Source organism: Arthrobacter sp. TMS2-4 (assembly GCF_054511075.1).
Genome location: NZ_JBTNDI010000005.1, coordinates 205,581 through 230,435, shown reverse-complemented (window position 1 = coordinate 230,435; position 24,855 = coordinate 205,581). Strand labels below are relative to the sequence as shown.

The 24,855-nt window shown below is 68.8% G+C and carries 19 protein-coding genes; 5 read left to right on the top strand and 14 right to left on the bottom strand.

From position 1 onward, the window contains the following. A partial coding sequence (locus tag ACX80F_RS09375) for a hypothetical protein (protein WP_459336104.1) occupies positions 1–301 on the top strand: 301 nt, incomplete at its 5' end. Positions 302–381: 80 nt separating this feature from the next. Here the strand turns inward: ACX80F_RS09375 and glgB are convergent. The 3 genes from glgB to ACX80F_RS09360 are packed head-to-tail and all read right to left on the bottom strand — an operon-like array spanning position 382 to position 8,014. After that, on the bottom strand, positions 382–4,212 hold the full coding sequence (gene glgB, locus ACX80F_RS09370) for a 1,4-alpha-glucan branching protein GlgB (protein WP_459336103.1): 3,831 nt from the start codon (positions 4,210–4,212) through the stop codon (positions 382–384). Beyond that, the gene (treS, locus tag ACX80F_RS09365; protein ID WP_459336102.1) at positions 4,209–5,975 is read right to left on the bottom strand and encodes a maltose alpha-D-glucosyltransferase; all 1,767 of its coding nucleotides are present in this window, start codon (positions 5,973–5,975) and stop codon (positions 4,209–4,211) included. The genes glgB and treS overlap by 4 nt, the downstream gene beginning before the upstream one ends. Further along, positions 5,975–8,014: an alpha-1,4-glucan--maltose-1-phosphate maltosyltransferase gene (locus tag ACX80F_RS09360; protein WP_459336101.1), complete on the bottom strand. Its 2,040-nt coding sequence runs from the start codon at positions 8,012–8,014 to the stop codon at positions 5,975–5,977. The genes treS and ACX80F_RS09360 overlap by 1 nt, the downstream gene beginning before the upstream one ends. A 134-nt stretch (positions 8,015–8,148) precedes the next feature. Between ACX80F_RS09360 and glgP the strand changes: the two genes are divergently transcribed. After that, positions 8,149–10,761: an alpha-glucan family phosphorylase gene (gene glgP / locus ACX80F_RS09355; RefSeq protein WP_459336100.1), complete on the top strand. Its 2,613-nt coding sequence runs from the start codon at positions 8,149–8,151 to the stop codon at positions 10,759–10,761. Between the two features lie 232 nt (positions 10,762–10,993). Here glgP and glgX read toward each other — a convergent pair whose 3' ends face one another. The 6 genes from glgX to ACX80F_RS09325 all read right to left on the bottom strand — a co-directional run bounded on the left by glgX (position 10,994) and on the right by ACX80F_RS09325 (position 17,647). Next, complete coding sequence (gene glgX / locus ACX80F_RS09350; RefSeq protein WP_459336099.1) at positions 10,994–13,096, bottom strand: glycogen debranching protein GlgX; 2,103 nt, start codon at positions 13,094–13,096, stop codon at positions 10,994–10,996. Positions 13,097–13,102: 6 nt separating this feature from the next. After that, positions 13,103–14,086 (bottom strand): 23S rRNA (guanosine(2251)-2'-O)-methyltransferase RlmB, encoded by a 984-nt coding sequence (gene rlmB, locus ACX80F_RS09345; protein ID WP_459336098.1) that lies wholly within the window; start codon positions 14,084–14,086, stop codon positions 13,103–13,105. A 134-nt stretch (positions 14,087–14,220) separates the two neighbouring features. Then, positions 14,221–15,678, bottom strand: a complete 1,458-nt coding sequence (gene cysS, locus ACX80F_RS09340) for a cysteine--tRNA ligase (RefSeq protein ID WP_459336097.1) — start codon at positions 15,676–15,678, stop codon at positions 14,221–14,223. Continuing rightward, positions 15,675–16,250: a 2-C-methyl-D-erythritol 2,4-cyclodiphosphate synthase gene (gene ispF, locus ACX80F_RS09335; RefSeq protein ID WP_459336096.1), complete on the bottom strand. Its 576-nt coding sequence runs from the start codon at positions 16,248–16,250 to the stop codon at positions 15,675–15,677. The genes cysS and ispF overlap by 4 nt, the downstream gene beginning before the upstream one ends. Then, positions 16,237–17,088, bottom strand: coding sequence for a 2-C-methyl-D-erythritol 4-phosphate cytidylyltransferase (gene ispD / locus ACX80F_RS09330; protein WP_459336115.1), 852 nt, complete (start codon positions 17,086–17,088; stop codon positions 16,237–16,239). The genes ispF and ispD overlap by 14 nt, the downstream gene beginning before the upstream one ends. A 76-nt stretch (positions 17,089–17,164) precedes the next feature. Continuing rightward, the gene (locus tag ACX80F_RS09325; protein WP_043443336.1) at positions 17,165–17,647 is read right to left on the bottom strand and encodes a CarD family transcriptional regulator; all 483 of its coding nucleotides are present in this window, start codon (positions 17,645–17,647) and stop codon (positions 17,165–17,167) included. A gap of 256 nt (positions 17,648–17,903) precedes the next feature. Here ACX80F_RS09325 and ACX80F_RS09320 point away from each other — a divergent pair, with 256 nt between their 5' ends. Then, positions 17,904–18,434 (top strand): hypothetical protein, encoded by a 531-nt coding sequence (locus ACX80F_RS09320; RefSeq protein WP_459336095.1) that lies wholly within the window; start codon positions 17,904–17,906, stop codon positions 18,432–18,434. Between the two features lie 124 nt (positions 18,435–18,558). On the opposite strand, the gene ACX80F_RS09315 is transcribed toward ACX80F_RS09320, so the two are convergent. Together ACX80F_RS09315 and ACX80F_RS09310 are read right to left on the bottom strand one after the other, a co-directional pair. Beyond that, a complete protein-coding gene (locus ACX80F_RS09315; protein WP_459336094.1) occupies positions 18,559–19,239 on the bottom strand; it encodes a winged helix-turn-helix domain-containing protein in 681 nt (226 codons plus the stop codon). Continuing rightward, a complete protein-coding gene (locus ACX80F_RS09310) occupies positions 19,236–20,480 on the bottom strand; it encodes a sensor histidine kinase (RefSeq protein ID WP_459336093.1) in 1,245 nt (414 codons plus the stop codon). Before ACX80F_RS09310 ends, ACX80F_RS09315 begins: the two co-directional genes overlap by 4 nt. 169 nt (positions 20,481–20,649) lie before the next feature. On the opposite strand from ACX80F_RS09310, the gene phoU reads away from it, so the two are divergent. Further along, positions 20,650–21,309, top strand: a complete 660-nt coding sequence (gene phoU / locus ACX80F_RS09305) for a phosphate signaling complex protein PhoU (protein ID WP_459336092.1) — start codon at positions 20,650–20,652, stop codon at positions 21,307–21,309. Positions 21,310–21,413: 104 nt separating this feature from the next. On the opposite strand, the gene ACX80F_RS09300 is transcribed toward phoU, so the two are convergent. After that, positions 21,414–22,160 (bottom strand): phosphoglyceromutase, encoded by a 747-nt coding sequence (locus tag ACX80F_RS09300; RefSeq protein ID WP_459336091.1) that lies wholly within the window; start codon positions 22,158–22,160, stop codon positions 21,414–21,416. A 205-nt stretch (positions 22,161–22,365) separates the two neighbouring features. Between ACX80F_RS09300 and ACX80F_RS09295 the strand changes: the two genes are divergently transcribed. After that, entirely contained in the window at positions 22,366–23,166 is an 801-nt protein-coding gene (locus tag ACX80F_RS09295; RefSeq protein WP_459336090.1) for a class I SAM-dependent methyltransferase, read from the top strand. Positions 23,167–23,172: 6 nt separating this feature from the next. Here ACX80F_RS09295 and ACX80F_RS09290 read toward each other — a convergent pair whose 3' ends face one another. Both ACX80F_RS09290 and ACX80F_RS09285 read right to left on the bottom strand, forming a co-directional pair. Further along, positions 23,173–23,502, bottom strand: coding sequence for a DUF2516 family protein (locus ACX80F_RS09290; RefSeq protein WP_459336089.1), 330 nt, complete (start codon positions 23,500–23,502; stop codon positions 23,173–23,175). 92 nt (positions 23,503–23,594) lie between these two features. Next, positions 23,595–24,833 (bottom strand): trans-sulfuration enzyme family protein, encoded by a 1,239-nt coding sequence (locus ACX80F_RS09285; RefSeq protein WP_459336088.1) that lies wholly within the window; start codon positions 24,831–24,833, stop codon positions 23,595–23,597. Positions 24,834–24,855 lie beyond the last annotated feature (22 nt).

The window sequence follows — 24,855 nt, the reverse complement described above, 5'->3', positions numbered from 1 at the left end:
CCAGCCACCACACACAAAATGCGCGGCAACCAGCCAATTCAACCAATCAAAAAACAATCGGTATCAACAAACTTGGCACACTATTGAGTTCTCAAACAACAGGAACAACCGGCACCAAACACAACCAAACCGTCATGTCATCGCTCCGGAGCAACTTTTCAAGCTTACCCGCACCAGATTCGTATCTGCAAATCCGCCGATTCCCGTCATCCCGGCCCTCTGGTCCGTCCGCGAGGACAGGACTCCAGCCCTGGATGTGAGGTTGTCGGCCGACCAGATCACTTCATCGGCGCGGATCTAAACGATAGCACCGGTGCGGACCGGATGCAAAAGCAGCGGAGGGACCCAAGCCGGGGTACGCCGCTGCTCGGGTGGTGCAGGTCAGGAGGTGGCGGGTTTCAGATACAGCACGCCGAGCGGCGGGACGCGGACGTCACCGTAGGCGGGCTGTCCGTTGTGCGCTCCCTCGCGGGCCGTCACGACCCCGGAGTTGCCGACACCCGAGCCCCCGAACTCCTCCGAGTCGGTGTTGAGCACCTCGGTCCACTCCCCCGCCCAGGGGAGCCCGACGCGGAACCCTTCATGCGGACCGCCGGCGAAGTTCGCGATACAGACGAGCGGGTTGCCCTGGTGGTCCCAGCGGATGAAGGACAGCGTGTTGTGCTCGCCGTCGTTCTCGTCGATCCACTGGAAGCCGGCGGGCTCGTTGTCGCGGGCGAACAGCGCCGGGGTCTCGCGGTACACCGCGTTCAGGGACCGGACGAGCTGCTGGACTCCCTTGTGCGACGGGGTGTCCGTGAGCCACCAGTCGAGGCTGTGCTGCTCGGCCCATTCGGACTCCTGCGCGAACTCCGTGCCCATGAAGATCAGCTGCTTGCCGGGGTGCGCCCACTGGAACGCCAGGTACGCGCGGACGTTCGCCAGCTGCTGCCACCGGTCACCCGGCATCTTGCGCAGGAGGGAGCCCTTCCCATGGACGACCTCGTCATGGCTGATGGGCAGCATGAAGTTCTCGGTGTACGCATACACCATGGAGAAGGTCGCCTTGCCGTGGTGGTGCATCCGGTTGATCGGGTCCTCGGCGATGTACTCGAGGGTGTCGTGCATCCAGCCCATGTTCCACTTGATGCCGAATCCGAGTCCACCGGCGCTGGTCGCCCGGGTGACGCCGTCGAACGCCGTCGACTCCTCGGCCACCATGACGATTCCCGGCGCCCTCTTGTAGGCGGTCGCCGTGACCTCCTGCAGGAAGGAGATGGCCTCGAGGTTCTCCTGGCCGCCGAACTTGTTCGGGCGCCACTGGCCTTCCTCGCGGGAGTAGTTCAGGTACAGCATCGACGCGACGGCGTCGACCCGCAGACCGTCGATGTGGAACTCCTCGAGCCAGTACAGGGCATTCGCGACGAGGAAGTTGCGGACCTCCCGGCGGCCGAAGTCGAAGATGAGCGTCCCCCAGTCGCGGTGCTCGCCGAGGAACGGGTCGCCGTGCTCGTACAGGGTCCCGCCGTCGAAATTCGCCAGCGCCCACTCGTCCTTGGGGAAGTGCGCGGGGACCCAGTCCATGATGACGCCGATACCGGCCTGGTGAAGCCTGTCGACGAGGTACCTGAAGTCGTCGGGCGAGCCGAAGCGGGACGTCGGCGCGAAGTAGGACGTGACCTGGTAGCCCCACGACCCGCCGAACGGGTGCTCCGCGACGGGCATGAGTTCCACGTGGGTGAAGCCCTGCCAGGAGACGTACTCCACGAGTTGCTCGGCCAGTTCACGGTAGCCGAGCCCCTCCCGCCAGGAACCGAGGTGCACTTCGTACACGCTCATGGGCCCGTTGTGGGGGTCGGTGGCCGCGCGAGCCTGCATCCACTCGTCGTCGCCGAAGACGTAGGTCGACTCGACGACCTTGGAGCCGGTGAGCGGCGGGATCTCGGTGCCCCGGGCCATCGGGTCGGCCTTCTGGCGCCACTGCCCGTCGCTGCCGAGGATCTCGAACTTGTAGACGGTGCCGGCACCGGCCCCGGGGATGAAGATCTCCCAGATGCCCGTGCTGCCCAGGACGCGCATCGCGTTGATGCTGCCGTCCCAGTCGTTGAACTCGCCCATCACGCGGACGGCGCGGGCGTTCGGCGCCCAGACCGAGAAGGACACCCCATGGATGTCTCCGAGGACGGACGAGTAGCGGCGGACGTGCGCGCCGAGCGCGGTCCACAGGGTCTCGTGCCGCCCCTCACCGAGGAGGTGCATGTCGATCTCGCCGAGGGTCGGCAGGAACCGGTAGGGGTCGTCGACCGTGACCGGGTCGCCGTCGTAGGCGACCTCGAGCCGGTAGTCGGGGACATGCCCCGGGTTCTCGGCCTCCAGCGTGCCGACCCAGATGCCGTTGTGTTCGTGCGTCAGTTCCGTGCGGCCGGTTCCGGTCACGACGGTGACGGACCGGGCGAGACGGCGCAGCGTGCGGATCGTGACGACGTCGTCGCTGTTCAGGTGGGCGCCGAGTACGGCGTGGGGCTGGTGGTAGGAGCCCTCGGAGACCTGCTGCAGCACGGACGGGTCGACCGCCGCTGGCGTGAGGTCGACAGCCGGCGATGCGGCCTTCGTCTCCGGGGCCGCGTCCTTCGCCTTGTCGGCGAGGTCGGCCGTCGCGCTCTTCGTCTTGTCGGTGAGGTCGGCCGTCGCGCTCTTCGCCTTGTCGGCCACCGCCTTCGCGGTTCCGGTGACGGCTTTCGCTGCCTTGTCCGCGAGGGTTTCCTTGCCCGCACCCTTGCGGGGGCCGGCTTTCTTGGGAGGGTTCATGTCAGCTGCTTTCGTGGCGTCCGCGCCGGGTTGTGCACCCAACGCGCGTCGGACATCCCGGACGGGCATCTCGACCCAGTCCGGTCTGTTGCGGATCTCGTAGACGACTTCGTACAGGGCCTTGTCCAGCCAGAGTGCACGGAAGAGCGGGCCGTCCGTGTCGACGGGTGCACCGGCTTCCTCGGCGTAGCCCGCGAGGAAGGCCTCACGAGCGGCGGCGGACCAGTCCTGCGTCTCGGCCGCCTCGGGCGAGCCGATGGGCGCGGCGCCGCGTGACGCCGCCGCGTACTCGAGCGAGCGGACCATGCCGACGACGTCGCGCAACGGAACGTCCGGGACGCTCCGCTCCGCGGTGGGCCGCAGGGGCTCGCCCTCGAAGTCGATGACGAGCCAGGTGCCGTCCGGCGCCTGCAGGATCTGGCCGAGGTGCAGGTCCGCGTGGATCCTCTGCAGGGGCGGGATGTCCCCGAGCGTCTCCACGGCACCGATGATGCGCTCGACCTCTGCGCCGAGCGGCCCGACGGCGGTACCGGCTTCCTCCCAGGCCCAGCGGATGCGCGCCGCGAGGGCCTCCTTGAAATCCTTCTCCTCGGCGTCGGTCGCCGTGCGGTGGCCGAAGGAGGAGTCGAGCTGCCGATGGATCCTCGCGACGGCCTGCCCGAGTCCACGGGCCTCCGCGGTGAAGTCGGTACCGGTGGACGCCGCGAGGGACGCTGTGCGCCAGGCGTCGGTGCTGCCCTCCACGAAGTCGCGCAGCACACTCACATGCCCCGTGACGTGGTGGCCCGGGGCGGCGTCGGCGTCCTGCCAGGTGCCCGTCACCCAGCTGAAGGTGTCCGGGGTGTCGGTGGAGCCTCCCGCCGTGAGCTGGGCGCTGAGCACCACGTCGGGGCTGTCGCCGGCAGCGAGCACGCGGAAGAACTTCACGATCATGGAGCCTGGGCCGGAGCCGTAGATCACCGAGGTGTTCGACTGCTCGCCCTGCAGGACCTTGACGGGCTGGACGGTTCCGGACTCCTGGCGGGCCGGCGCCTTGATGGCGACGCCGTTGAGGCGCCCGTCGTCCGTGCTGCCGGCGCTGAGCATGAAGTCCACCCAGAGGCGCACGAAATCGGCGTCGTGCGTGGCGTCGTAGGCCCATCGCGACCCCAGGTCGGGGTGGTCCACCCGGCCGATGAGGCCGGATGCGGCGTCGTCGAGCGGTTCGCTCCGGTAGCTGATCGGCACACTCACGACGTCGGTGCGGCGTCCCGAGTCGACGGCGAGGAAGTGCACCTCGAAGCCTGCTGCGCCCGTCGGGTCCTCGAGGACCGTGCCGCCGACGACCGTCAGGTCGACCGACTGCGTGCGTGCCGGGAACCACCGCTGCGTGGGAAGCCACGCGGTCAGGATCTCCGGGATGAACGGTGTGTGCGCCGCCGTCATTTGATCGGCTCCGGGACGGGGATCACGGGCATGGACTGGGTGTGCGGGGAGGACGTGTTCGAACTGGCGGAGCGGACGCGGAGCCAGAAGAAGTCGTGGCTGCCGAGCGTCAGGGTGACCTCGCCGTCCTCGCCGAAGGTCGGGAAGATCGACCCGCCGAAGAGGTCCCGCAGGCCGCGGCCCGCGAACTCGGGAAGGTGCATCCTTGCCGCGACCGGGTGCTGCGAGAGGTTGAAGACGCACAGCACCGACTCCGCCTGCTCGCCCTCGGCGTTGCTCTCGTCGATCTCCCGGAGGAAGGCGAGCACGTGTTCGGACTCGACGGCCACGTGGCGGAAGGAGCCCAGCCCGAAGGCGGGGTGTGCCTTGCGCACGGCGAGCATCTGGCGCACCCAGTGCAGCAGCGAGCTGGAGGTGGCCATCTGGGCTTCGACGTTCACATGGTTGTAGTGATAGACGAGCGACTGGACGACCGGCAGGTACAGCTTGCCCGGATCCACCGGGGAGAAGCCCGCGTTGCGGTCGGGGTTCCACTGCATCGGCGTGCGCGATGCGTCGCGGTCCTCCAGCCAGATGTTGTCGCCCATGCCGATCTCGTCCCCGTAGTAGAGGAACGGGCTGCCCGGCAGGGACAGCAGGAGTGCGTGGATGAGCTCCACCTCGGCACGTGAGTTGTCGAGGAGCGGAGACAGGCGACGACGGATACCGACGTTCGCCCGCATGCGGGGATCCGGCGCGTACCAGCCCAGCATGGCCTCGCGCTCCTCGCTGGTGACCATCTCGAGCGTGAGCTCGTCATGGTTGCGGAGGAAGGTGCCCCACTGTGCCCCGGCCGGGATGTCGGGGGTGTCCTTCATCGTCTCGATGATCGGTGCCGCCTTCTGGTCACGCAGCGCGTAGAAGAGCCGCGGCATGATCGGGAAGTGGAACGCCATGTGGCACTCCGGGCCGTCGGCATCGCCGAAGTACTCGACGACCTCGTCCGGCATCTGGTTCGCCTCGGCGATGATGACGCGGCCCGGGTAGGTCTCGTCGACCATGGCACGCAGCCGCTTCAGGAACTCGTGCGTCTTCGGCAGGTTCTCGCAGTTGGTGCCCTCCTCCTCGAACAGGTAGGGGATGGCGTCCGCGCGGAACCCGTCGATGCCCTGGTCGAGCCAGAACTTCACGACGTCGAAGATGGCTTCCTGCACCTTCGGGTTCTCGAAGTTGAGATCCGGCTGGTGGCTGAAGAAGCGGTGCCAGAAGAACTGCCGGCGCACCGGGTCGAACGTCCAGTTGGACTCCTCGGTGTCGACGAAGATGATGCGCGCGTCCTCGTACTTCTCGTCGGTGTCGCTCCAGACGTAGAAGTCCCCGTAAGGCCCCTCCGGGTCGCGGCGGGATTCCTGGAACCAGTGGTGCTGGTCGGAGGTGTGATTCACGGGCAGGTCGATGATGACCCGGACGCCGCGGGCATGCGCCTCGGCGACGAGCCGTTTGAAGTCGCTGAGGGAGCCGAACTCGTCCAGGACGTCGTAGTAGTCCGAGATGTCGTACCCGCCGTCGCGCAGCGGCGACTTGAAGAAAGGCGGCAGCCACAGGCAGTCGACGCCGAGCCACTGGAGGTAGTCCAGCTTCTCGATCAGACCGGACAGGTCACCGGAGCCGTCCCCGTTCGCATCGGCGAAACCGCGTACCAGAGCCTCGTAGAAGACCGCCTTGCGGTACCAGAGGGGGTCGTGGGCCAGTCCGGGTGCGTTGAGCTGAAAGGGGTTGGGCACTAGTGCTGCCTCCTGATTGAGAGAATATGAGCTGGTTCCACGTGGGGGTCCAGCCGGACGTAGTTGTGCTCGCCCCAGGCGAAGGTCTGTCCGGTGATCAGGTCGTCCACGAGGAAGGTACCGCTCTCGTCGACATCACCCGCATCGAGGCCCAATGTTGCCAGATCGAGCGACACCGTACTCTCGCGGGTGCTGTGCGGATCGACGTTGACGACGACGACGATCGTGTCCTTGCCCTCGGCCGTCTGCTTGTGCTTGACGAAGACCATCGTGGCCGGGTCGGTGCTGCGGTGGATCGTCAGGTTCTCGAGGTCCCCCAGCGCCGGATGCGCGCGCCGGATGGCGTTGAGCCTCGTGATGAAGGGGGCCAGTGAGCGGCCCTCCGCCTCCGCTGCGGCGTAGTCCCGCGGACGGTACTGGAATTTCTCGTTGTCGATGTACTCCTCGGCACCCGGCCGGGCCACGTGCTCGAAGAGCTCGTAGCCGGAGTAGACGCCCCACAGCGGGCTCGCCATGGAGGCGAGCACAGCCCTGATCTTGAACGCGGCCGGGCCACCGTACTGGAGGTACTCGGTCAGGATGTCCGGGGTGTTGACGAAGAAGTTGGGCCGGAAGTACGCCGGGGAGACCTGGCTGATCTCCGTGAAGTACTCCTCGAGCTCGGTCTTGGTGTTGCGCCACGTGAAGTAGGAGTAGGACTGCTGGAACCCGGCGCGGCCCAGCGCGTGCATCATGGGCGGGCGTGTGAAGGCCTCGGCCAGGAAGACGACATCGGGGTGCTTCTTGTTCACCTTCGCGATGAGCCACTCCCAGAACTGCACGGGCTTGGTGTGCGGGTTGTCCACGCGGAAGATCTTCACGCCGTGCTGGACCCACATGAGGACGATCCGCAGGATCTCCTTCGCCAGACCCTGGGGGTCGTTGTCGAAGTTGATGGGGTAGATGTCCTGGTACTTCTTCGGGGGGTTCTCCGCGTAGGCGATGGAGCCGTCGACGCGTGTGGTGAACCACTCGGGGTGCGTCGTCACCCAGGGGTGATCGGGTGCGGCCTGCAGTGCGAGGTCCAGGGCCACCTCGAGGCCGAGCTCGCCGGCCCGTGCGACGAAGGCGTCGAAGTCCTCGAAGGTACCGAGGTCGGGATGGATGGCGTCATGGCCGCCCTCCGCGGAGCCGATCGCCCAAGGCGAACCCGGGTCGCCGGGGCCCGCCGTCAGCGTGTTGTTCGGTCCCTTGCGGTGCGTGTGGCCGATCGGGTGGATCGGCGGGAGGTAGACGACGTCGAAGTTCATGGCGGCCACGGCGTCCAGGCGCTTGGCGGCCTCCCGGAACGTGCCGGAGGTCCACTGTGCGGTCTCCGGGTCGTAGGTGGCACCTTCCGACCTCGGGAAGAACTCGTACCAGGCGGCGCGGCCGGCGAGCTCCCGCTCGACGTCGATCGGGTAGGCGCGGGATGCGGTGACCAGCGAGCGGATGGGCCGGCGGGCGATCGCCTCGTGGATCTGGGGAGTCAGGCCCACGGCGAGGCGCTCCTCGACGGTCAGGGAGGTGTTGGCGAGGGTCGCGGCGGTGCGGCGGAAGAGGGCGGCGTCGCGTGCGGTGCGCTCCCCGGCTGCACGGGTGAAGAGCGCGGAGCCCTCCATCAGCATCAACTCGACGTCGACACCGGCGGCGATCTTGATGGTCGCGTCGTGCTCCCATGTCCCGAAGAGGTCGGACCAGCCTTCGATGGTGAAGGTGTGCAGGCCCTTGGTGCGCGGGGTCAGGATGCCGGCCCAACGGTCCAGCCCCGAGCCGACCGGAGTCATCCGGATGCGCTGCACTTCCTTGCCCCGGGGATCGTACAGGACCGCCGAGACACCCAGCTGGTCGTGTCCTTCCCTGAAGACGGTGGCACCTACCGCGATGTCCGAGCCCGGAAGGGCCTTGGCCGGGAAGCGTCCGTCCTCGACGACGGGACTGACCGCGGTGATGGGGATGCGGCCGAACCGCAGTCCTTCGGGATAAGGGGCATTTCGGTTCTGGTCGCTAGTGGTGGTCACCCGTATGACGTTAGCGAGTAATGGGCTGAATTGCTAAGGGAGCTTTCCGTAACATGCGCGTCAATAACATATCGGGCAAGCGTTTACGCAGGCGTTCCGCCATACCGCTCAGCGAGTGCGCTAGCGTAACCGGGGTGAAGGCAATCCGCAGATTTACCGTCCGAACCGTCCTCCCCGAGAAGATCGCACCGCTCGGCAAACTCGCCGGCAATCTGCGCTGGTCGTGGCACTTGCCGACCTCGCGCCTGTTCGAGGAGATCGACCGCGCAGCCTGGGAGGAGAGCGGCCATGATCCGGTGTCCTTCCTCGGCTCCGTGACGCGCGAGAAGCTCGAGAAGCTCGCCGGCGACGAGGTGCTGGTCCAGCGCATTCAGGAGGTGGGCGCCGATCTCGACGACTACCTGACGCAACCGCGCTGGTACCAGGGGCTCGGCGACGATGCCCCGCGCAGCATCGCCTACTTCTCCCCCGAGTACGGCATCGCCGCAGTTCTCCCCCAGTACTCCGGCGGCCTCGGCATCCTGGCGGGCGATCACCTGAAATCCGCCTCCGATCTCGGCATCCCCCTGATCGGCGTCGGCCTGCTCTACCAGTCCGGCTATTTCAAGCAGTCCCTCTCGCAGGACGCCTGGCAACAGGAGACCTACCCGGTCCTCGATCCGGACGGGCTGCCCCTGACCCTGCTCCGCGAGCAGGACGGCTCCGCCGCGAGGGTCGTGCTCCCGCTGCCCAACGGCCGCCAGCTCGTCGCGCACATCTGGCGTGCCGACGTCGGCCGTGTCCCCCTGCTGCTCCTCGACTCCAACGTCCCGGGCAACGACGAGGCGGCCCGCAACGTAACCGACCGGCTCTACGGCGGGGGCGGCGACCAGCGGCTGCAGCAGGAGCTGCTCCTCGGCATGGGCGGCGTGAAGGCGCTGCGCATCTTCGAGCGGCTCACCGGCACCCCGGCTCCCGAGGTGTTCCACACCAACGAGGGTCACGCCGGCTTCCTCGGCATCGAACGCATCCGCGAGCTCATGGACCCCTCGAACGAGTCCCCCATGAGCTGGGAGGAGGCGCTCACGGCCGGTCGTGCCTCGACCGTCTTCACCACGCACACCCCGGTGCCGGCCGGCATCGACCGGTTCGACCGCGCGCAGATCGAGCACTTCTTCCACGCGGGCCTCGCGCCGTCCGTCCCCACGGACCGCGTCCTCGCCCTCGGTGCGGAGAACTACGACGACGGCGACCGCTCGAAGTTCAACATGGCCGTGATGGGCCTCCGCCTGGCCCAGCGCGCGAACGGTGTGGCGAAGCTGCACGGCGAGGTGTCGCGGGGCATGTTCTCGGGGCTCTGGCCGGGGTTCGACACCCAGGAGGTGCCCATCACGTCGGTGACCAACGGCGTGCACGTGCCGAGCTGGGTGGACCCGCAGATCGCGGACTTCGCCCGCACCAGCTTCGGCGCCGAGTCCGTCCTGGACCCGCAGTGGACCAAGGTGTACGACGTGCCGGACACGGATGTCTGGGAGCTACGGCGCAACCTCCGCTCCAACCTCGTCGAGGACGTGCGCCAGCGTCTACGCTCCTCGTGGAAGAAGCGGGGCGCGGCGGATGCCGCGCTGAGCTGGACCGATTCGGTGCTGGACCCTGACGTCCTCACGATCGGCTTCGCGCGCCGCGTGCCGACCTACAAGCGCCTCACCCTCATGCTGCGCGACCCCGCGCGCCTGAAGGCCCTGCTCCTGCACCCGGAACATCCCATCCAGCTCGTGATCGCCGGCAAGTCGCACCCCGCCGACGAGCAGGGCAAGCGGATGATCCAGGACCTGGTGCGGTTCACCGACGACCCCGCGGTCCGCCACCGGATCGTGTTCCTGCCCAACTACGACATCGCGATGGCCCGCACCCTCTTCCCCGGCTGCGACGTCTGGCTGAACAACCCGTTGCGACCATTGGAGGCCTGCGGTACCTCGGGCATGAAGGCCGCCATCAACGGCGGCCTGAACCTGTCCGTGCTGGACGGCTGGTGGGACGAGATGTACGACGGCGACAACGGCTGGGCCATCCCGACGGCCAACAACGGGGCCTCCGCCGACGACCGCGACGACATCGAGGCGGCAGCACTCTACGACCTCCTCGAGACGCAGGTCGCGCCGCGCTTCTACTCCCAGGTGCCTGCCGAGGGAGCCGGGGCCGCCGGCCCGTCGGAGCCCTCGCGCGATGGTGTGCCGCATCAGTGGATCGCGATGATCAAGCACACGATGGCGACCCTCGGCCCCGCGGTGTCCGCCGAGCGCATGCTGCAGGACTACGTGGAGAAGCTGTACCGCCCGGCCTGGCGTGCCGGCCGCGCTGCTGCGGCCGAGAACTACGCCCTGGCGAAGAGGACCGCCGCGTGGCGTTCCCGTGTGCAGGGCAGCTGGCCGGCGGTCCAGGTGGAGCACGTGGACTCGTCCGGGGTCACGGAGGATCCGCAGATCGGTGACTCGCTGACGGTCGACGCCTACGTCTCCCTCGGGGGGCTCGACCCGGACGACGTCGCCGTCGAGGTGGCCTACGGCCGAGCCCTCGAGACGGACGAACTGAGCGATGTCACGGTTCGGGACCTGGAGGTCGCCGAGAATCTCGGCAGCGGCCGCTACCTGTTCCGTGGCGGCATCAGGATCGATCACTCCGGATCCTTCGGTTACACGGTGCGCGTGCTGCCGAAGCACGCGACCCTCGCCACGAAGGCCGAGCTGGGACTCGTCGTCAACGCCTGACCGGCATCGCAGGAGCCCGGGACCCCTCGTCGGGGTCCCGGGCTCCTGCCGTCTGAGCGTCAGGACACGCTGTCGTTGCCGGCGCCTGCCGTCCGAGCGACCCGCCGTCGCTCCCGGGCTTCGGAAGGGTCGGCCGCGTGTGGCCCCGCGACGCGCCGCCTGCCGGCCGGACCGGGTGGGAAAGGACCGAACCACGGGCGCTGCGTCAGCAGCATCTGTCAGCCGCAGTGTGTCAGCAGCGGTAGATACGGACGGAGTCGGCGGCCACGGTGTCCGCCTCGCCCGACTGCAGCGGGGCCTGGGCGGTCATCGGCTCGCGGGACGCGGAGTCGAAGACCGGCCCGAACGCGCGGGGCTGCTCCCGTTCGATGCCCTGCTGCTGCAGGATCCACGCCGAGGGCAGGTGGATGCGAACCTCCTCGAGCGAGCCGTTGATCACCACCAGCCCGTTGACCGTCCCGCCGGCGGAGCCGAGGATGAGCTGCACGGTCCTCGTCCGGGGGTCCTCCCACTCCTGGGCGGTCATCGGGAGCCCCGCGGCGTTGAACCACAGCAGGGTCGACTGGTCCCCGCGGGACGGGAAGGACGGTGGCTGCTCGGCCAGGAAGGCCCGCCGGATGGCCAGCAACGTGCGCGTCGATGCGAGCAGGCGCCGGGACGTGGCGTCGTCGGGCCAGTGCACCCAGGCGAGCTCGTTGTCCTGGCAGTAGGCGTTGTTGTTCCCGGCCTGGGTGCGGCCGAACTCGTCGCCGGCCGTGAGCATGGGGACGCCCAGCGAGATGAGCAGCGAGGCCATGATGTTGCGGGCCGTCCGCTCGCGGGCCGCGAGGATGCCCTCGTCCTCCGTGCGACCCTCCGCGCCGTGGTTGTAGCTGCGGTTGTCGTTGTGACCGTCCCGGTTGCCCTCGCCGTTGGCCTCGTTGTGCTTGCGCTCGTACGCCGTCAGGTCCGCGAGCGTGAAGCCGTCGTGGGCGGTGACGAGGTTGACGGACGCGAGGGCGCTGCGGCCGGAGTGCGCGAAGGTCTCCGCCGAGCCGGCGAGGCAGCCTGCCAGGCGGGCGGGCGAGGATCCGGTGCCGCCGTGCGCGAGCGAGGCGATGTCGCGGAGCCAGAAGTCGCGCACGGTGTCGCGGAAGCCGTCGTTCCAGTCGGCCCAGCCCACGGGGAACCGCCCGGTCTGCCATCCGTCCGGTCCGATGTCCCACGGCTCCGCGATGAGCTTCGTGCCGCGGAGCGCCTTGGAGGCGCCGGCCGCGACGAGGAAGGGGTGCCTCGGGGTGAAGTCGTTGTGCTCGTCGCGGGACAGCGTCACGGCGAGGTCGAACCGGAAACCGTCCACCTGGCACTCCTCCACCCAGTAGCGCAGCGAGTCCAGTGCGAACTCGACGACCCTGGGCTGGGAGAAGTCGAGGCTGTTGCCGCAGCCGGTCGTGTCCACATACTGCCCGGCGTGGTCGTGCCGGTAGTAGTCGAGATCGCCCAGTCCCCGCCAGCAGAGGGCCGGCCGGTGCTGCTCGCCCTCCGCCGTGTGGTTGTACACGACGTCGAGGATCACCTCGAGTCCGGCCTCGTGGAGCGCGCGGACCATGCCCTTGAACTCGTCGAGCACCGCGCTCGGACCCGCGGCCCGGGCGGCGGCCGTCGCGTACTCGGTGTGCGCCGAGAAGAAACCGAGGGTGTTGTACCCCCAGTAGTTGCCGAGGCCCAGGGGCTCGAGGTGCGGCTCGTCGAGGTGGAAGTGGATGGGCAGGAGCTCGACGGCGGTCACCCCGAGGTCGCGGAGGTACTCGATCATGACGGGGTGCCCCAGCCCCGCATACGTGCCCCGCAGTTCCTCGGGGATGCCCGGGTGGAGCTTCGTGAGTCCCTTGACGTGGGCTTCGTAGATGACGGTGTCCCGCCACGGGGTGTGGGGTCGCTCGCTCGGACCCCAGTCGAAGGCGTGCTCGAGGAACACGGAGTAGTAGGAGCGCGACGTCGACCCGTCCGCCCCGGGTGGCGTGTCGACGACCTCGATCGCCCGGGAGTAGGGATCGAGGAGCAGCTGCGCCTCACCCACTGCTCCGGGCAGCTCCTGGCCCGTGGGCCAGAAGGCGTAGAGGGACCCCGGGGACACCGGGCCCACGACGCCGTGGTGGACGCCGCCGTCGAGCCCTACCAGTGTCTCCGAGGTCCAGGTCCCGTCCATGCGACGCCAGTGCACGTCGATCGAGGGGATGGCCGGCGCCCAGACCGCGGCGTTGGCGTGAGCGTCCCGCCCCCGGGCCCCGGTGATGGCGTGGAGCCCCAGCGGGAATTCTCGCGACGGGCGGGGCAACGGGGCGGGATTCACCATTGCAGGTCAGGCGGAACGCTGACGGGAGACCTCGTACAGTGTGATCCCCACCGCCATCGAGGCATTGAGCGATTCCATGGCGGATTCGATCGGGATGGAGACGATCTGGTCGCAGTTCTCGCGCACCAGCCGGGACAGGCCCTTGCCCTCCGAGCCGACGACGATGCAGATGGGGTCGCGGCCGAGGGACAGCTCCGGGAGGGAGACATCGCCGTCGCCGTCGAGCCCGAGGACGAAGATGCCCTTGGCCTTGAGGGACTTCAGCGCGGAGTTCAGGTTGCCGACGCGTGCGACGGGCACGCGGACGGCGGCACCGGCGCTGGTCTTCCAGGCCGATGCCGTCACGCCGACGGCGCGTCGCTCGGGGACGATCACGCCGTGGGCGCTGAAGGCCGACGCCGAACGGATGATGGCGCCGAGGTTGCGGGGATCGGTGATGCCGTCCAGCGCGACGAAGAGCGGGGCGTTGCCGATGTGGCCGCGCCGGTACCGCTCGATGGTCTCGTCGACGAGGTCGAGCGCGTCGGCGTACTCGTAGGGCGGGATCTGCAGCATGAGGCCCTGGTGCACCGCGCCGTCGGTCATGCGGTCCAGTTCGGGCTTGCCGGTCTCCATGACGGGGATGCCGCGCTCGGCCGCCATCTTCAGGGACTCGCGGACGCGGTCGTCCATCTCGATGCGGATGGCGACGTGCAGCGCCTTCGCCGGGATGCCGGCGCGGAGCGCCTCGACGACCGAGTTGCGGCCCGTGACGACCTCCTCGGCCGCCTTGCCCTTCGTACGACCGGTGCCGGCGCTCTTGCCGCCGGCCCGCTTCGCCGCCGAACGCTCGGCCAGCTCCTTGTTCTTGTACGACTTGTGGTAGGGGCGGTCCTCCGCCTTGGGAGTGGGGCCCTTCCCCTCGAGCGACTTGCGTCCGTGGCCGCCGGTGCCGATGGTGGGGCCCTTTTTCGTTTTGCGCACCGCGCCTGGACGTCCGTGACTGGCCATGGAAGAACACCTTTATATAGAAGAAGAATCGACTCCAGTTTACGCGGAGCGAGTCGACTGCCTCGGCACGCGCCTTCCCGACGCCGTCCGGCTGCCGGGGCAACGCTGTCCCGACGGCGTCGCGGAGTCCCGGATCAGTTCCCTGCCAGCGACCAGGTGGCGCCGTCGGCGGAGTCCTCGAGCGTGATCCCGGCGGCGGCCAGGGCATCACGGATAGCATCCGCCCGGGCCCAGTCCCGCGCACTGCGGGCGGCGCTCCGTTCGGCGATGCGGTCGCCCACGAGGGCGTCGAGTGCCGTGGCTGCCGCCGTGTCCCCTGGCGTGACGGGGGCTCCGGCGTCGTCGAGCCCGAGCACACCGGTCATGGCGACGACGGCGGTGAGATCGGCGCGCACGGCGTCGTCGTCACCCCCGGCCAGGCGGGTGTTGCCGGAGCGCACCGTGGTATGGAGTACCGCGAGGGCCTGGGGCACGTTGAGGTCGTCGTCCATGGCGTCCACGAAGGCCGCGGGGAGGTCCGCCGGCGAGAGCGCCCGGTCCGGCGCTCCGACACGGGCGGAGGCCTTCGCGATGAAGCCGTCGATGCGTGCCACCGCGGCGGCCGCCTCCGGCAGCGAGGTCTCGCGGTAGTCGAGCACCGAGCGGTAGTGCGCCTGGCCGAGGTAGTACCGCACGACGCGGGGCCCGGCGGCGTCGATCATCTCCTGCGGGCTGACGGTGTTGCCGATCGACTTCGACATCTTCTCCCCGCGGTAGGTGACCATCCCGTTGTGCATCCAGAACCGGGCGAACGGGTGACCTGCAGCCTGGGACTGCGCCATCTCGTTCTCGTGGTGCGGGAAGCGGAGGTCCAGTCCCCCGCCATGGATGTCGAACTCGGTGCCGAGGTACTTGGTCACCATGCTCGAGCATTCGAGGTGCCAGCCGGGCCTGCCTGCACCCCAGGGGCTCGGCCAGGACGCCGACGGCGGGTCGGACTCCTTGGAGCCCTTCCAGAGCGCGAAGTCGCGCGGATCCTTCTTGCCCCGCGGATCGGCGTCGGGTGCCGCCTGCATGTCGTCGATGTCCTGCCGTGTCAGGCTGCCGTAGGCGGGCCAGGAGCGGACGTCGAAGTAGACGTCGCCGGAGCCGTCCGGTGCCGGGTAGGCATGACCCCGGTCGATGAGGAGCTGGATGAGTGCGTGCATCTCGGGGATATGGCCCGTAGCGCGCGGCTCGTAGGTGGGAGGGCGGACGCCGAGGGCGGAGTACGCCCGCTGGAACTCCTGCTCGAAGCGGAAGGCCAATGCCCACCACGGTTCCTCCGGCAGCAGGGACGGGTCCCCGTCCGTCGCTCCCGGGCGGAAGGAATCCTGGGACCGGGCGAGGATCTTGTCGTCGATGTCGGTGACGTTCCGCACGACGGTGACGCGCAGGCCGCGAGCCTCGAGCCAGCGCGTGAGCTGGTCGAAGGCGATGGCGGACCGGACGTGCCCGACGTGGGGCATGCCCTGCACGGTGGCGCCGCAGTAGTAGAGACTCGCCCTGCCCGGTTCGAGGGGTTCGAAGGGGCGCACCTCGGCGCGGGCGGTGTCATAGAATCGCAGGCTCACCGGTCCAGATTACCCGGCGGCGGGCTTCGCTTCTCCGGAGCGGGGGGCGTCACCCCGGCGCCGGACCGGACGACGACGGCTGTCGCGATGGCCGCGACGCCCTCGCCCCTGCCCGTGAGGCCGAGTCCGTCGGTCGTGGTGGCCGAGATGCTCACGGGCGCCTGTGCCGCGTCGGACAGCACGGCCTCCGCCTCGGCCCGGCGCGGTCCGAACTTCGGGCGGTTGCCGATGAGCTGGACAGCGATGTTGCCGATGTCGAACCCCGCCTGCCGCACGATCTCCGCGGCGGCGGCGAGGAGGGTATGGCCCGACGCCCCGGCGTATTCGGGGCGATCCGTGCCGAAGTGGGTCCCGAGGTCCCCGACCCCGGCCGCGGAGAACAGGGCGTCGGCGGCTGCGTGGGCCACGACGTCGCCGTCGGAGTGTCCCGACAGCCCGCGTTCCCCCTCCCACAGCAGTCCGGCGAGCCAGAGCGGGGTGACCGGTCCTCCGGCCTCGGCCTCCGGCGCGTAGGCGTGGACGTCGACGCCGATTCCCGTGCGCGGGAGGTGGAGGTGCTCACTCAGGTACATGGCTGCTCCTGCTGGTGGTCGGGGCGGTGTCCGGGTCCGGGCCCTGGTCCGAGTCCGGGGCGTCCGGGTCCGGGTCGCTCGGACCCCGGCCGGGCTGGCCGGCGTCGCCCGCGGCCCTCTGTGCGAGGACCGCTTCGGCGATGACGAGGTCGAGCGGCGTGGTGACCTTGAACGCCAGCGGATCGCCCTCGACCACATGGACCGCGTGGCCCAGTGCCTCCATGAGCATGGCGTCGTCCGTGATACCGGGATGTGCCGCGGCGGCGCCGGCATGGGCTGCGCGGAGAGTGTCGGCGTCGAACCCCTGAGGGGTCTGTACGGCCCGCAGCGCGGCGCGATCAGGGGTGGCCGTGACGAGGCCACCGTCGACGACCTTGACCGTGTCGACCACCGGCAGGACGGGGACGATCGCCGGCGCACCCTGCGCGACGCCGGTGGCGACCCGCCGGAAGACGGCGGGGGGTGCGAGCGCGCGTGCGGCGTCGTGGACCAGGACGACGCCGACCGTTGGCGGCAGGGCGTCCAGCCCGGCCCGGACCGACGCCGTGCGGGTGGCACCGCCGGCCACGGCCGAGATGGGGACCGGAGCGTGCAGTGCCGCGGTCCGCCCGGCGGCCTCCGCGACGACGGCGGCCAGGACGGCGTCGTCCTCGGGGAGCACCACGACGACGGCGGTGGCGACGCCGGACAGGAGCACTGCCTCGAGGGCGTGGTCCAGGAGGGTGCGTCCGCCGCAGAGGACACGGGCCTTGGGAATGCCGTGGCCGAGGCGTTGTCCGGAGCCGGCGGCGACGATGACGACGCCCACCTCGACCGGAGCGGGATGCTGGGGATTCATCTCGGACACTCCGTCACCCTATGACACCACGGAAAAGGAGGGACCCGGAGGTCCCTCCTTCTGGTCGGCTCATCTCCTAGGAGGCGAGGACCTCGTCGAGAACGCTCGCGGCCTTCTCTTCGTCGGTCTTCTCGGCCAGGGCCAGCTCGGAGATCAGGATCTGCCGCGCCTTGGCGAGCATCCTCTTCTCGCCGGCCGACAGACCGCGGTCGTGATCGCGGCGCCAGAGATCGCGGACCACCTCGGCGACCTTGATGACGTCGCCGGAGGCGAGCTTCTCGAGGTTCGCCTTGTAGCGCCGCGACCAGTTGGTCGGCTCCTCGGTGAACTCGGCACGCAGGACGTCGAACACATGCTCGAGCCCCTCCTTGCCCACCACGTCGCGAACCCCTACGAGGTCAACGTTCTCTGCAGGTACTTCTATCGTCAGATCACCCTGGGCCACCTTGAGCTTGAGGTACATCTTCTCTTCGCCCTTGACGACGCGCATCTTGATCTCCTCGATCTTCGCTGCGCCGTGATGCGGGTAAACAACTGTTTCGCCGACCTCAAAAACCATGTGAACTTCCCCTTTCCCGGGAATCAGTTTATCACGGCAACGACACGCCGACGGGCACGTTTGCGCAGGTCAGGGAGCCGAATCGCGCTGGACTGGCTATCATTCGCCTCTTGACGGACGGGGCATCAGGTGGATCAGCTCCCGACGTACGGCCGGAACCGAGACCACGATCGGACGTCGTTGCCGATAGTCTGTCCTCTAGGTCCCCTTCGGATTACGTCCCTGTCCCACCTGTTGAACCCCAGGAGTCTGTGCTGTGAATTTCGCACCCAAGAAACGAGTGCAGCAGTCCGTTGCTGCCGGCGCCGTGCTGGTCATGCTGGGGGTCTCCGGCTGCACCTTCACCACCGAGCAGTCCACGACGACGCAGTACGCCGCCTCGGACGGCATCGTGAAGGACTTCGGACCGGTCCTGCTCCGCAACGTCCTGATCGTGGGCAGTGAGGACGAGAGCGCAGGTCGGCTCGTGGGCACGGTGTTCAACACCAGTGACCAGCCCGTGGACCTGTCCATTCGGGCAGGCGGGGCCGAAACCAGCATCACCATCGACGGCGACGGCGAGTTCAGGTTCGAGGACGAGACCGCGGACGACGCCACCCTCGAGGGGCTGGAGGACATCCCGGGCTCGCTGGTCGACGTCGACTTCGAGGCCGACGGCGAAGAGGCCACCTTCCAGGTGCCGGTGCTCGACGGGACTCTCGAGGAGTACCGCGACTTCGTGCCCGGCGGTTTCACGCCGCGGCCGAGCGAGCCCGAAGCGACCGAGGAAGCAGCCGAGGGCGAGTAGCCTTCGGTTCCCTGACTGCTCGCGCTGCCCGCACCCGACCGATCGGGTGCGGGCAGTTCCGTGTCGGCAGCACGTCGTACGTCGCAGGACGACGTCGGGCGGCTCGCCTCCGGGACGAGCCCGCTCAGGGCTCGAACTTGTAGCCAAGCCCCCGCACGGTGATGAGGTAGCGCGGGTTCGAGGGGTCGGGCTCCACCTTGCCGCGCAGCCGCTTCACGTGGACATCCAGGGTCTTGGTGTCCCCCACGTAGTCCGAACCCCACACCCGGTCGATCAGCTGGCCCCGGGTCAGGACCCTGCCCGAATTGCGGAGCAGCATCTCGAGCAGCTCGAACTCCTTCAGCGGGAGTGCCACCTGCTCGCCGTCGACACTCACGACGTGCCGTTCGATATCCATGCGGACCGGACCGGCCTGGATGGTGTTCGAGATGAGTTCCTCGGGTTCGCCCTGGCGCCGCAGCACTGCACGGACACGGGCCACGAGCTCGCGGGAGGAGTACGGCTTGGTCACGTAGTCGTCGGCTCCGAGTTCCAGTCCCACCACCTTGTCGATCTCGGCGTCCTTCGCGGTCAGCATGATGACGGGCACGCTGGACCGCTGGCGGAGCTGTCGGCAGACCTCGGTTCCCGGCAGTCCGGGCAGCTGGAGGTCGAGCAGCACCAGGTCGGCACCCGAGCGGTCGAACTCGGTGATGGCATCAGGGCCGTTGTCCACGACGGACACCTCGTACCCTTCCTTGCCGAGGAGGTAGGACAGCGGGTCGCTGAACGACTCCTCGTCCTCGACGATCAGAATGCGGCTCAAGCCTTGACTCCCTGCTCATGGGCAGCGCTGCTGCCCCTCTTCCCTGGTTTCCGCTCGATCAGCGGGGTGGTGCCGTCGGTCGATGCGGGACGGTCCGCCGCTGCGTCGTCGTCCACCGTGCCTTCCATCTCGGGCAACCGGACGGTGAACGTACTGCCCTGCCCGGACTGCGACCACACGGTGACTTCGCCGCCGTGGTTGGACACCACGTGCTTGACGATGCTCAGACCGAGACCGGTACCGCCGGTCTGGCGGGACCGGGCGGCGTCGATGCGGTAGAAGCGCTCGAAGATGCGTTCCTGCTCCTCGGGCGTGATGCCCACGCCCTGGTCCGTGACCGACACCTGCACGAGGCCGTCGCGGGAGCGGAGCCCGACACCCACCCGGGTGCCTCCGGGTGAATAGCGGATGGCGTTGTCGATGAGGTTCCGGAAGGCCGTCATGAGCAGGTCCCGGTCACCGTGTACGGGGGTGGGGACCGATCCGCCGACCACGATGTCGATCTGCTTGCTCTCGGCGGGGAGCTTGTTGCGGTCCACGGCCTCGGCGACCACCGAGTTGATGTCCACCGGCTTGCCGCGGCGGACGATGTCGGCCCCCTGGAGTCGGGAGAGCTCGATGATGTCCTGCACGAGCGCGGACAGCCGACCGGACTCCTTGTGCATGCGCTGGGCGAATCGACGGACGGCCACCTCGTCCTCGGCGGCGTCGTCGATCGCCTCGGCGAGGAGGGAGATCGCACCCACGGGCGTCTTCAGCTCGTGGGACACGTTCGCGACGAAGTCGTTGCGGATCTCCTCGGTCCGGGTGATCTCGGTGCGGTCGTCCGCGAGGATCAGGATGTATTCGGCGCCGAGGGCGGCGACGCGGACCTGCACCACGATCGTCCCCTGGCCCAGGGGGCCGCGGGGGAGTTCGAGCTGATGCTGCTCGATCACGCCGTCGCGGCGGACGCGGGCCGTGAGGTCGAGGAGCTCGGAGTGGACCACCGTATGTCCGCGGACGAGGCCGAAGGCATAGGCCGCAGGACTCGCGCGGACGACGCCGTCGATCGCGTCCACGATCACGTACGCCCTCCCGATGATGGAAAGGACCTCCGCGGCGCCGTCGGGCAGGGACGGTTCGTCCTCGTAGAGGAGCCGGAGCCGTTGCACTTCGCTCGCGCGGAACGCCGCCATGCCGGTCACGCCGAGGGCCAGGCCTACCAGCCCGGCCACGAGCGTCAGGAGAAGGGGGTCCACGGTCCAAGCTTATGCGCTGGCATTTCCGGGCCGGCCCATCCGGTGGCTTTAGCCGAGGGGTTCAACTAACGTTCACACAAAGCGGAGAAACAGTTCACCGCTGGCTGGAATGCTCGTCGGCGGAACTGTGGGAACGGTTCGATTCGAAACTTCCAGGGAAGGACGCCACGTGCGTAAGGTTTTTCAGGCCGAGCTTCACCAGATCGGCGAGGAGCTCATCGAGATCTCCCAGCTGGTGACCGAGGCCATTCAGAAGGCCAACAACGCCTTCCAGAGCGCTGACACCGAGCTCGCGCAGGAAGTGATCGCCGCGGATGCGCGCATCGATTTCCTCCAGAACTCCCTCGACGAGCGGGCCATCGACATCCTCGCGCTCCAGGGTCCCGTAGCATCCGATCTCCGGATGATCGTCGGTGCACTGCGCATGAGCGCGTCACTCGAGCGCATGGGTGACCTCGCCCGCCACATCGCCCAACTGGCGCGTCTGCGCTTCCCCGCGAACGTGATCCCGGAAAGCATCCGGGCGACGTTCGACGAACTCGCCGAGCTCGATGTGCAGATCGCAACGAAGGTCAAGGAGCTCCTCGAGACGCGCAACCTCGACCTGAGCAACGAGATCGGGGCCGCCAACGCGCGTGTCAACGAACTGCATGCCAGCGTCTTCAAGGCTGTCGCGTCAGACGACTGGAACGAGAGCGCACCGACGACCGTCGACGTCACCCTCGCAAGTCGCTACTACGAACGTTTCGCCGACCACGGCGTCTCGGTGGCGAGGAAGGTCACCTACCTCGTCACCGGAGAATGGCACCCGGTCGCTCCGCTCATCTGACGACTCCCGGAACGAACTGAACGACGGCGGTCCCGGCGAGGGCCGCCGTCGTTCAGTTCCTGGGTGGACCTGCGTCCGGCTGCTGGTGCTTGCCCCGTTTCCTGCTAGTGCTTGCCCTGGTTCGCGACGGCCTCGATCGCAGCGGCTGCGGCGTCGGCGTCGAGGTAGGTGCCGCCTGCCTTGACCGGCTTGAGGTCCTCGTCCAGCTCGTACACGAGGGGAATGCCCGTGGGGATGTTCAGGGAGGCGATGTCCTTGTCACTGATGCCGTCGAGGTGCTTGACGAGGGCCCGCAGGGAATTGCCGTGGGCGGCGATGAGCACGGTCCTGCCGGCCTTGATGTCCACTGTGATGTCCGACTCCCAGTACGGAAGGAAGCGCTCGAGGACGTCCTTCAGGCACTCGGTGCGCGGCACGGAGTCGCCGAGGTCGGCGTAGCGCGGGTCGCCCGCCTGCGAGTACTCGCTGGAGTCGTCGAGCGGCGGCGGCGGGGTGTCGTAGGACCGGCGCCACTCCATGAACTGCTGCTCGCCGTACTCGGCGAGGGTCTGGGCCTTGTCCTTGCCCTGCAGCGCTCCGTAGTGGCGTTCATTGAGCCGCCAGTTCCGCTTGACGTCGATCCAGCTGCGGTCCGCCGCCTCGAGGGCGAGGTTGGCGGTGATGATGGCGCGCTTCTGCCGGGACGTGTACACGATGTCGGGAAGGATGCCGGCTTCGGTCAGGAGGTGGCCGCCGCGGGTTGCTTCCTCGCGTCCCTTCTCCGTGAGTGCGACGTCCACCCATCCGGTGAAGAGGTTCTTCTCGTTCCAGTCGCTCTGGCCATGGCGCAGCAGGATCAGTGTGTAGGTCATGCGTCCTAGTCTGCCGCATCGTGCTGTGGCGGTCATGCTGGGATGTCGTGTGACCGCCGGTCACACGGGACGGTGGCATCGAACCGACGCGCCGACGCAGAGCCGCCGACGCAGAGCCGGGGCATCCGCACCGAACCGCGGGAACGCCCCCACGGCTCGGGCCACCCGGCGCGGCGGCCCCTCCGTCGTGCCCTAGTGTTGACGGGTGCCTTCGCGTCTCCGTCCCCCCAAGCCTCTGGGGACCATCACCCGCGGCACGACCAACCCGAACCGCCTCCGCCGTGTCGATCGCTGGCTCGCCGGAGCGCACGGGTTCCGCCTGCGCCGGGCTGCCGACCCGCTCGTTGTCGACCTCGGGTACGGCGCCGCTCCCGTCACGGCCGTCGAACTGTTCACCCGTCTGCGGGCGGTGCGCGACGACGTCGAGGTGATCGGGATCGAGATCGACCCTGCACGGGTGGCGGGCGCCGAGCCCCTCACTCGACCCGGCCTCAGCTTTCGGCAGGGCGGGTTCGAGCTGCCGCTCGCCGGTCGACGCCCCGTCGTCGTCCGCGCGTTCAATGTACTGCGACAGTACGACGAGGACGAGTACGGAGCCTACTGGGACGAGGTCCGCGGACGCCTGGCACCCGACGGCCTGCTCATCGACGGGACGTGCGACGAGATCGGCCGCCGCTCGACCTGGGCTGCTGTCGGGCCGGCAGGACCGGAGTCGCTGAGCATCTCGCTGCGGTTCGGGGCGTTCACGCTCCCGTCGGATGTCGCGGAGAGACTGCCGAAGGCCCTGATCCACAGAAATATCGAAGGCGAGCGGGTGCACGCCTACCTGAGTGCACTGGACCGGGCCTGGCTGGATGCCGCGTCGCTCGCGTCCTTCGGGAACCAGCAGCGGTGGGTGGCGACGTGCGCAGCGATGAAGGCCGCCGGCTGGCCGGTGCGGGACGGGCCCTCGCGCTGGCGTCTGGGCGAGGTCACGGTGGCCTGGAGTGCGGTCGCTCCGGGCTAGGAGCCGCTACCAGGGACCGTACGGGCCCTGGTTGCCGCCACGACCCGAGGTCTGGCTGACCGCCGGCTTCACGTCGGCGAGGTACACGCAGGCCGCGATGATGGCGACCAGCTGGAAGAGATTGAAACCGGCCGCGCCACCGAGCACGGACAACATACCGACCACGACGGCACCGCCCGTGATAGCGAGCCAGAACCCCTTGGTCCGCTTGAAGGCGGCCTCGAAGGCGGTGCCGGGACGCCGCACGCAGTCCGAGAGAGCCCATACCTCGATGCCGAGGGCCACGATGCCGAGGGCGAGGTACAGGTAGGCCTGGATTGTCAGTACGAGGGTCACGGAATCAGCTTAGCTGGCTTGTCCCGGAGGCGGTGCTGATGACGCCGCGGGCGGGACTCCACGTGCGGAGGCCCCCGGGCCGACCCCGGCGGTCACGTCGACTCCTGAACCACCGCGCCCATCGTCGCGTGCAGCTCGTCCGCACCAGGCTCACCCGACGCCTGTCGAAGAGCCCGGTCGAGGTCCGCCCAGAGATCGTCCGGATTCTCGATACCCACCGACAAGCGGACGAGTGCTTCGGGGACGGTCTTCGGCTCGGCCGGCTGGCGCCGACGGCGTTCGACGAGTGACTCGACACCGCCCAGCGACGTCGCCGGGAGCCAGAGGCGCACAGCTGCGACGAGGGCGTCCGCGGTCGCGACGTCGTCGAGCTCGATGCTGACGATCCCCCCGAAGCCCTTGAACTGACCGGCCGCACGCTCGTGCCCCGGATCGGAGGGGAGGCCCGGGTACCGCACGCGGCGGACGGCGGGATGGTCGGTGAGACGGTGCGCGAGGAGGGCCGCGGTGGCCTGGCTCCGCTCCATGCGCAGGGCGAGGGTGCGCAGTCCACGCAGCGCGAGCCAGACCTCGAAGGGTCCTGCGATAGCACCGTGCAGGGTGCGGTGCGCCAGCAGCCGCTCACGCAACGAGGGGTCGGAGGTGACCAGAGCGCCGAGGACGACATCGGAATGCCCTGCCAGCCACTTCGTGACCGAGTGCAGCACGACGTCGACGCCGGACTCGAGGGGCCGGTGCACGATGGGCGTGTTGAAGGTGTTGTCGGCGACGACGAGCGCGCCGGTCGCTTGAGCTGCGTCGGTCAGGACGACCAGTTCGGCAACCTCGAGCATCGGGTTGGTGGGGCTCTCGAGCCACAGCATCACCTGACCGGGATCGAACCGTGCGGCGAGCGCATCAAGTTCGGCGAGGACGCCCGCAGTGTCCGCGATGTCGACCGTGCGCAGTTCGAACCGTCCCTGTGCCGCGAGGTCGGCGGCGAGGCTGATCGACCCGGCATAGGCATGCCGTGGCATCACCACCGCTCCCCCGGTCGGGACGAGGGACAGTGCGGCCGCTGCGGCGCCGAGGCCGGAACCGAAGACCAGGGCAGGAAGGGCTGCGGCCTCGAGCGCGCCGAGCGCTTCCTCGAACGGATCCCAGGTCGGGTTGGACCCACGGGCGTAGATGCGATCGCCCTGCTCGGGGGCGCGTGTCTCGTGGTAGGTCGTCGAGAGCACGATCGGCGCGTTGACCGGGGAGTCGTGTTCTCGGGGAGGGCGGCCTGCCGCGACGGTGAGGGTGTCCGGGGCGAGCCCGGTGTGCAGCAGATCCTCGCGAGATGTCGTCATGGAGTCAGCGTAAGTCGGGACA

What these genes read in the sequence shown, in the direction of transcription:
- glgB (WP_459336103.1), bottom strand. Translation starts at nt 4,212, where the DNA reads ATGACGGCGGCGCACACACCGTTCATCCCGGAGATCCTGACCGCGTGG.
- glgX (WP_459336099.1), bottom strand. Translation starts at nt 13,096, where the DNA reads ATGGTGAATCCCGCCCCGTTGCCCCGCCCGTCGCGAGAATTCCCGCTG.
- rlmB (WP_459336098.1), bottom strand. Translation starts at nt 14,086, where the DNA reads ATGGCCAGTCACGGACGTCCAGGCGCGGTGCGCAAAACGAAAAAGGGC.
- ispF (WP_459336096.1), bottom strand. Translation starts at nt 16,250, where the DNA reads ATGTACCTGAGTGAGCACCTCCACCTCCCGCGCACGGGAATCGGCGTC.
- ispD (WP_459336115.1), bottom strand. Translation starts at nt 17,088, where the DNA reads ATGAATCCCCAGCATCCCGCTCCGGTCGAGGTGGGCGTCGTCATCGTC.
- ACX80F_RS09325 (WP_043443336.1), bottom strand. Translation starts at nt 17,647, where the DNA reads ATGGTTTTTGAGGTCGGCGAAACAGTTGTTTACCCGCATCACGGCGCA.
- ACX80F_RS09300 (WP_459336091.1), bottom strand. Translation starts at nt 22,160, where the DNA reads ATGACCTACACACTGATCCTGCTGCGCCATGGCCAGAGCGACTGGAAC.
- ACX80F_RS09285 (WP_459336088.1), bottom strand. Translation starts at nt 24,833, where the DNA reads ATGACGACATCTCGCGAGGATCTGCTGCACACCGGGCTCGCCCCGGAC.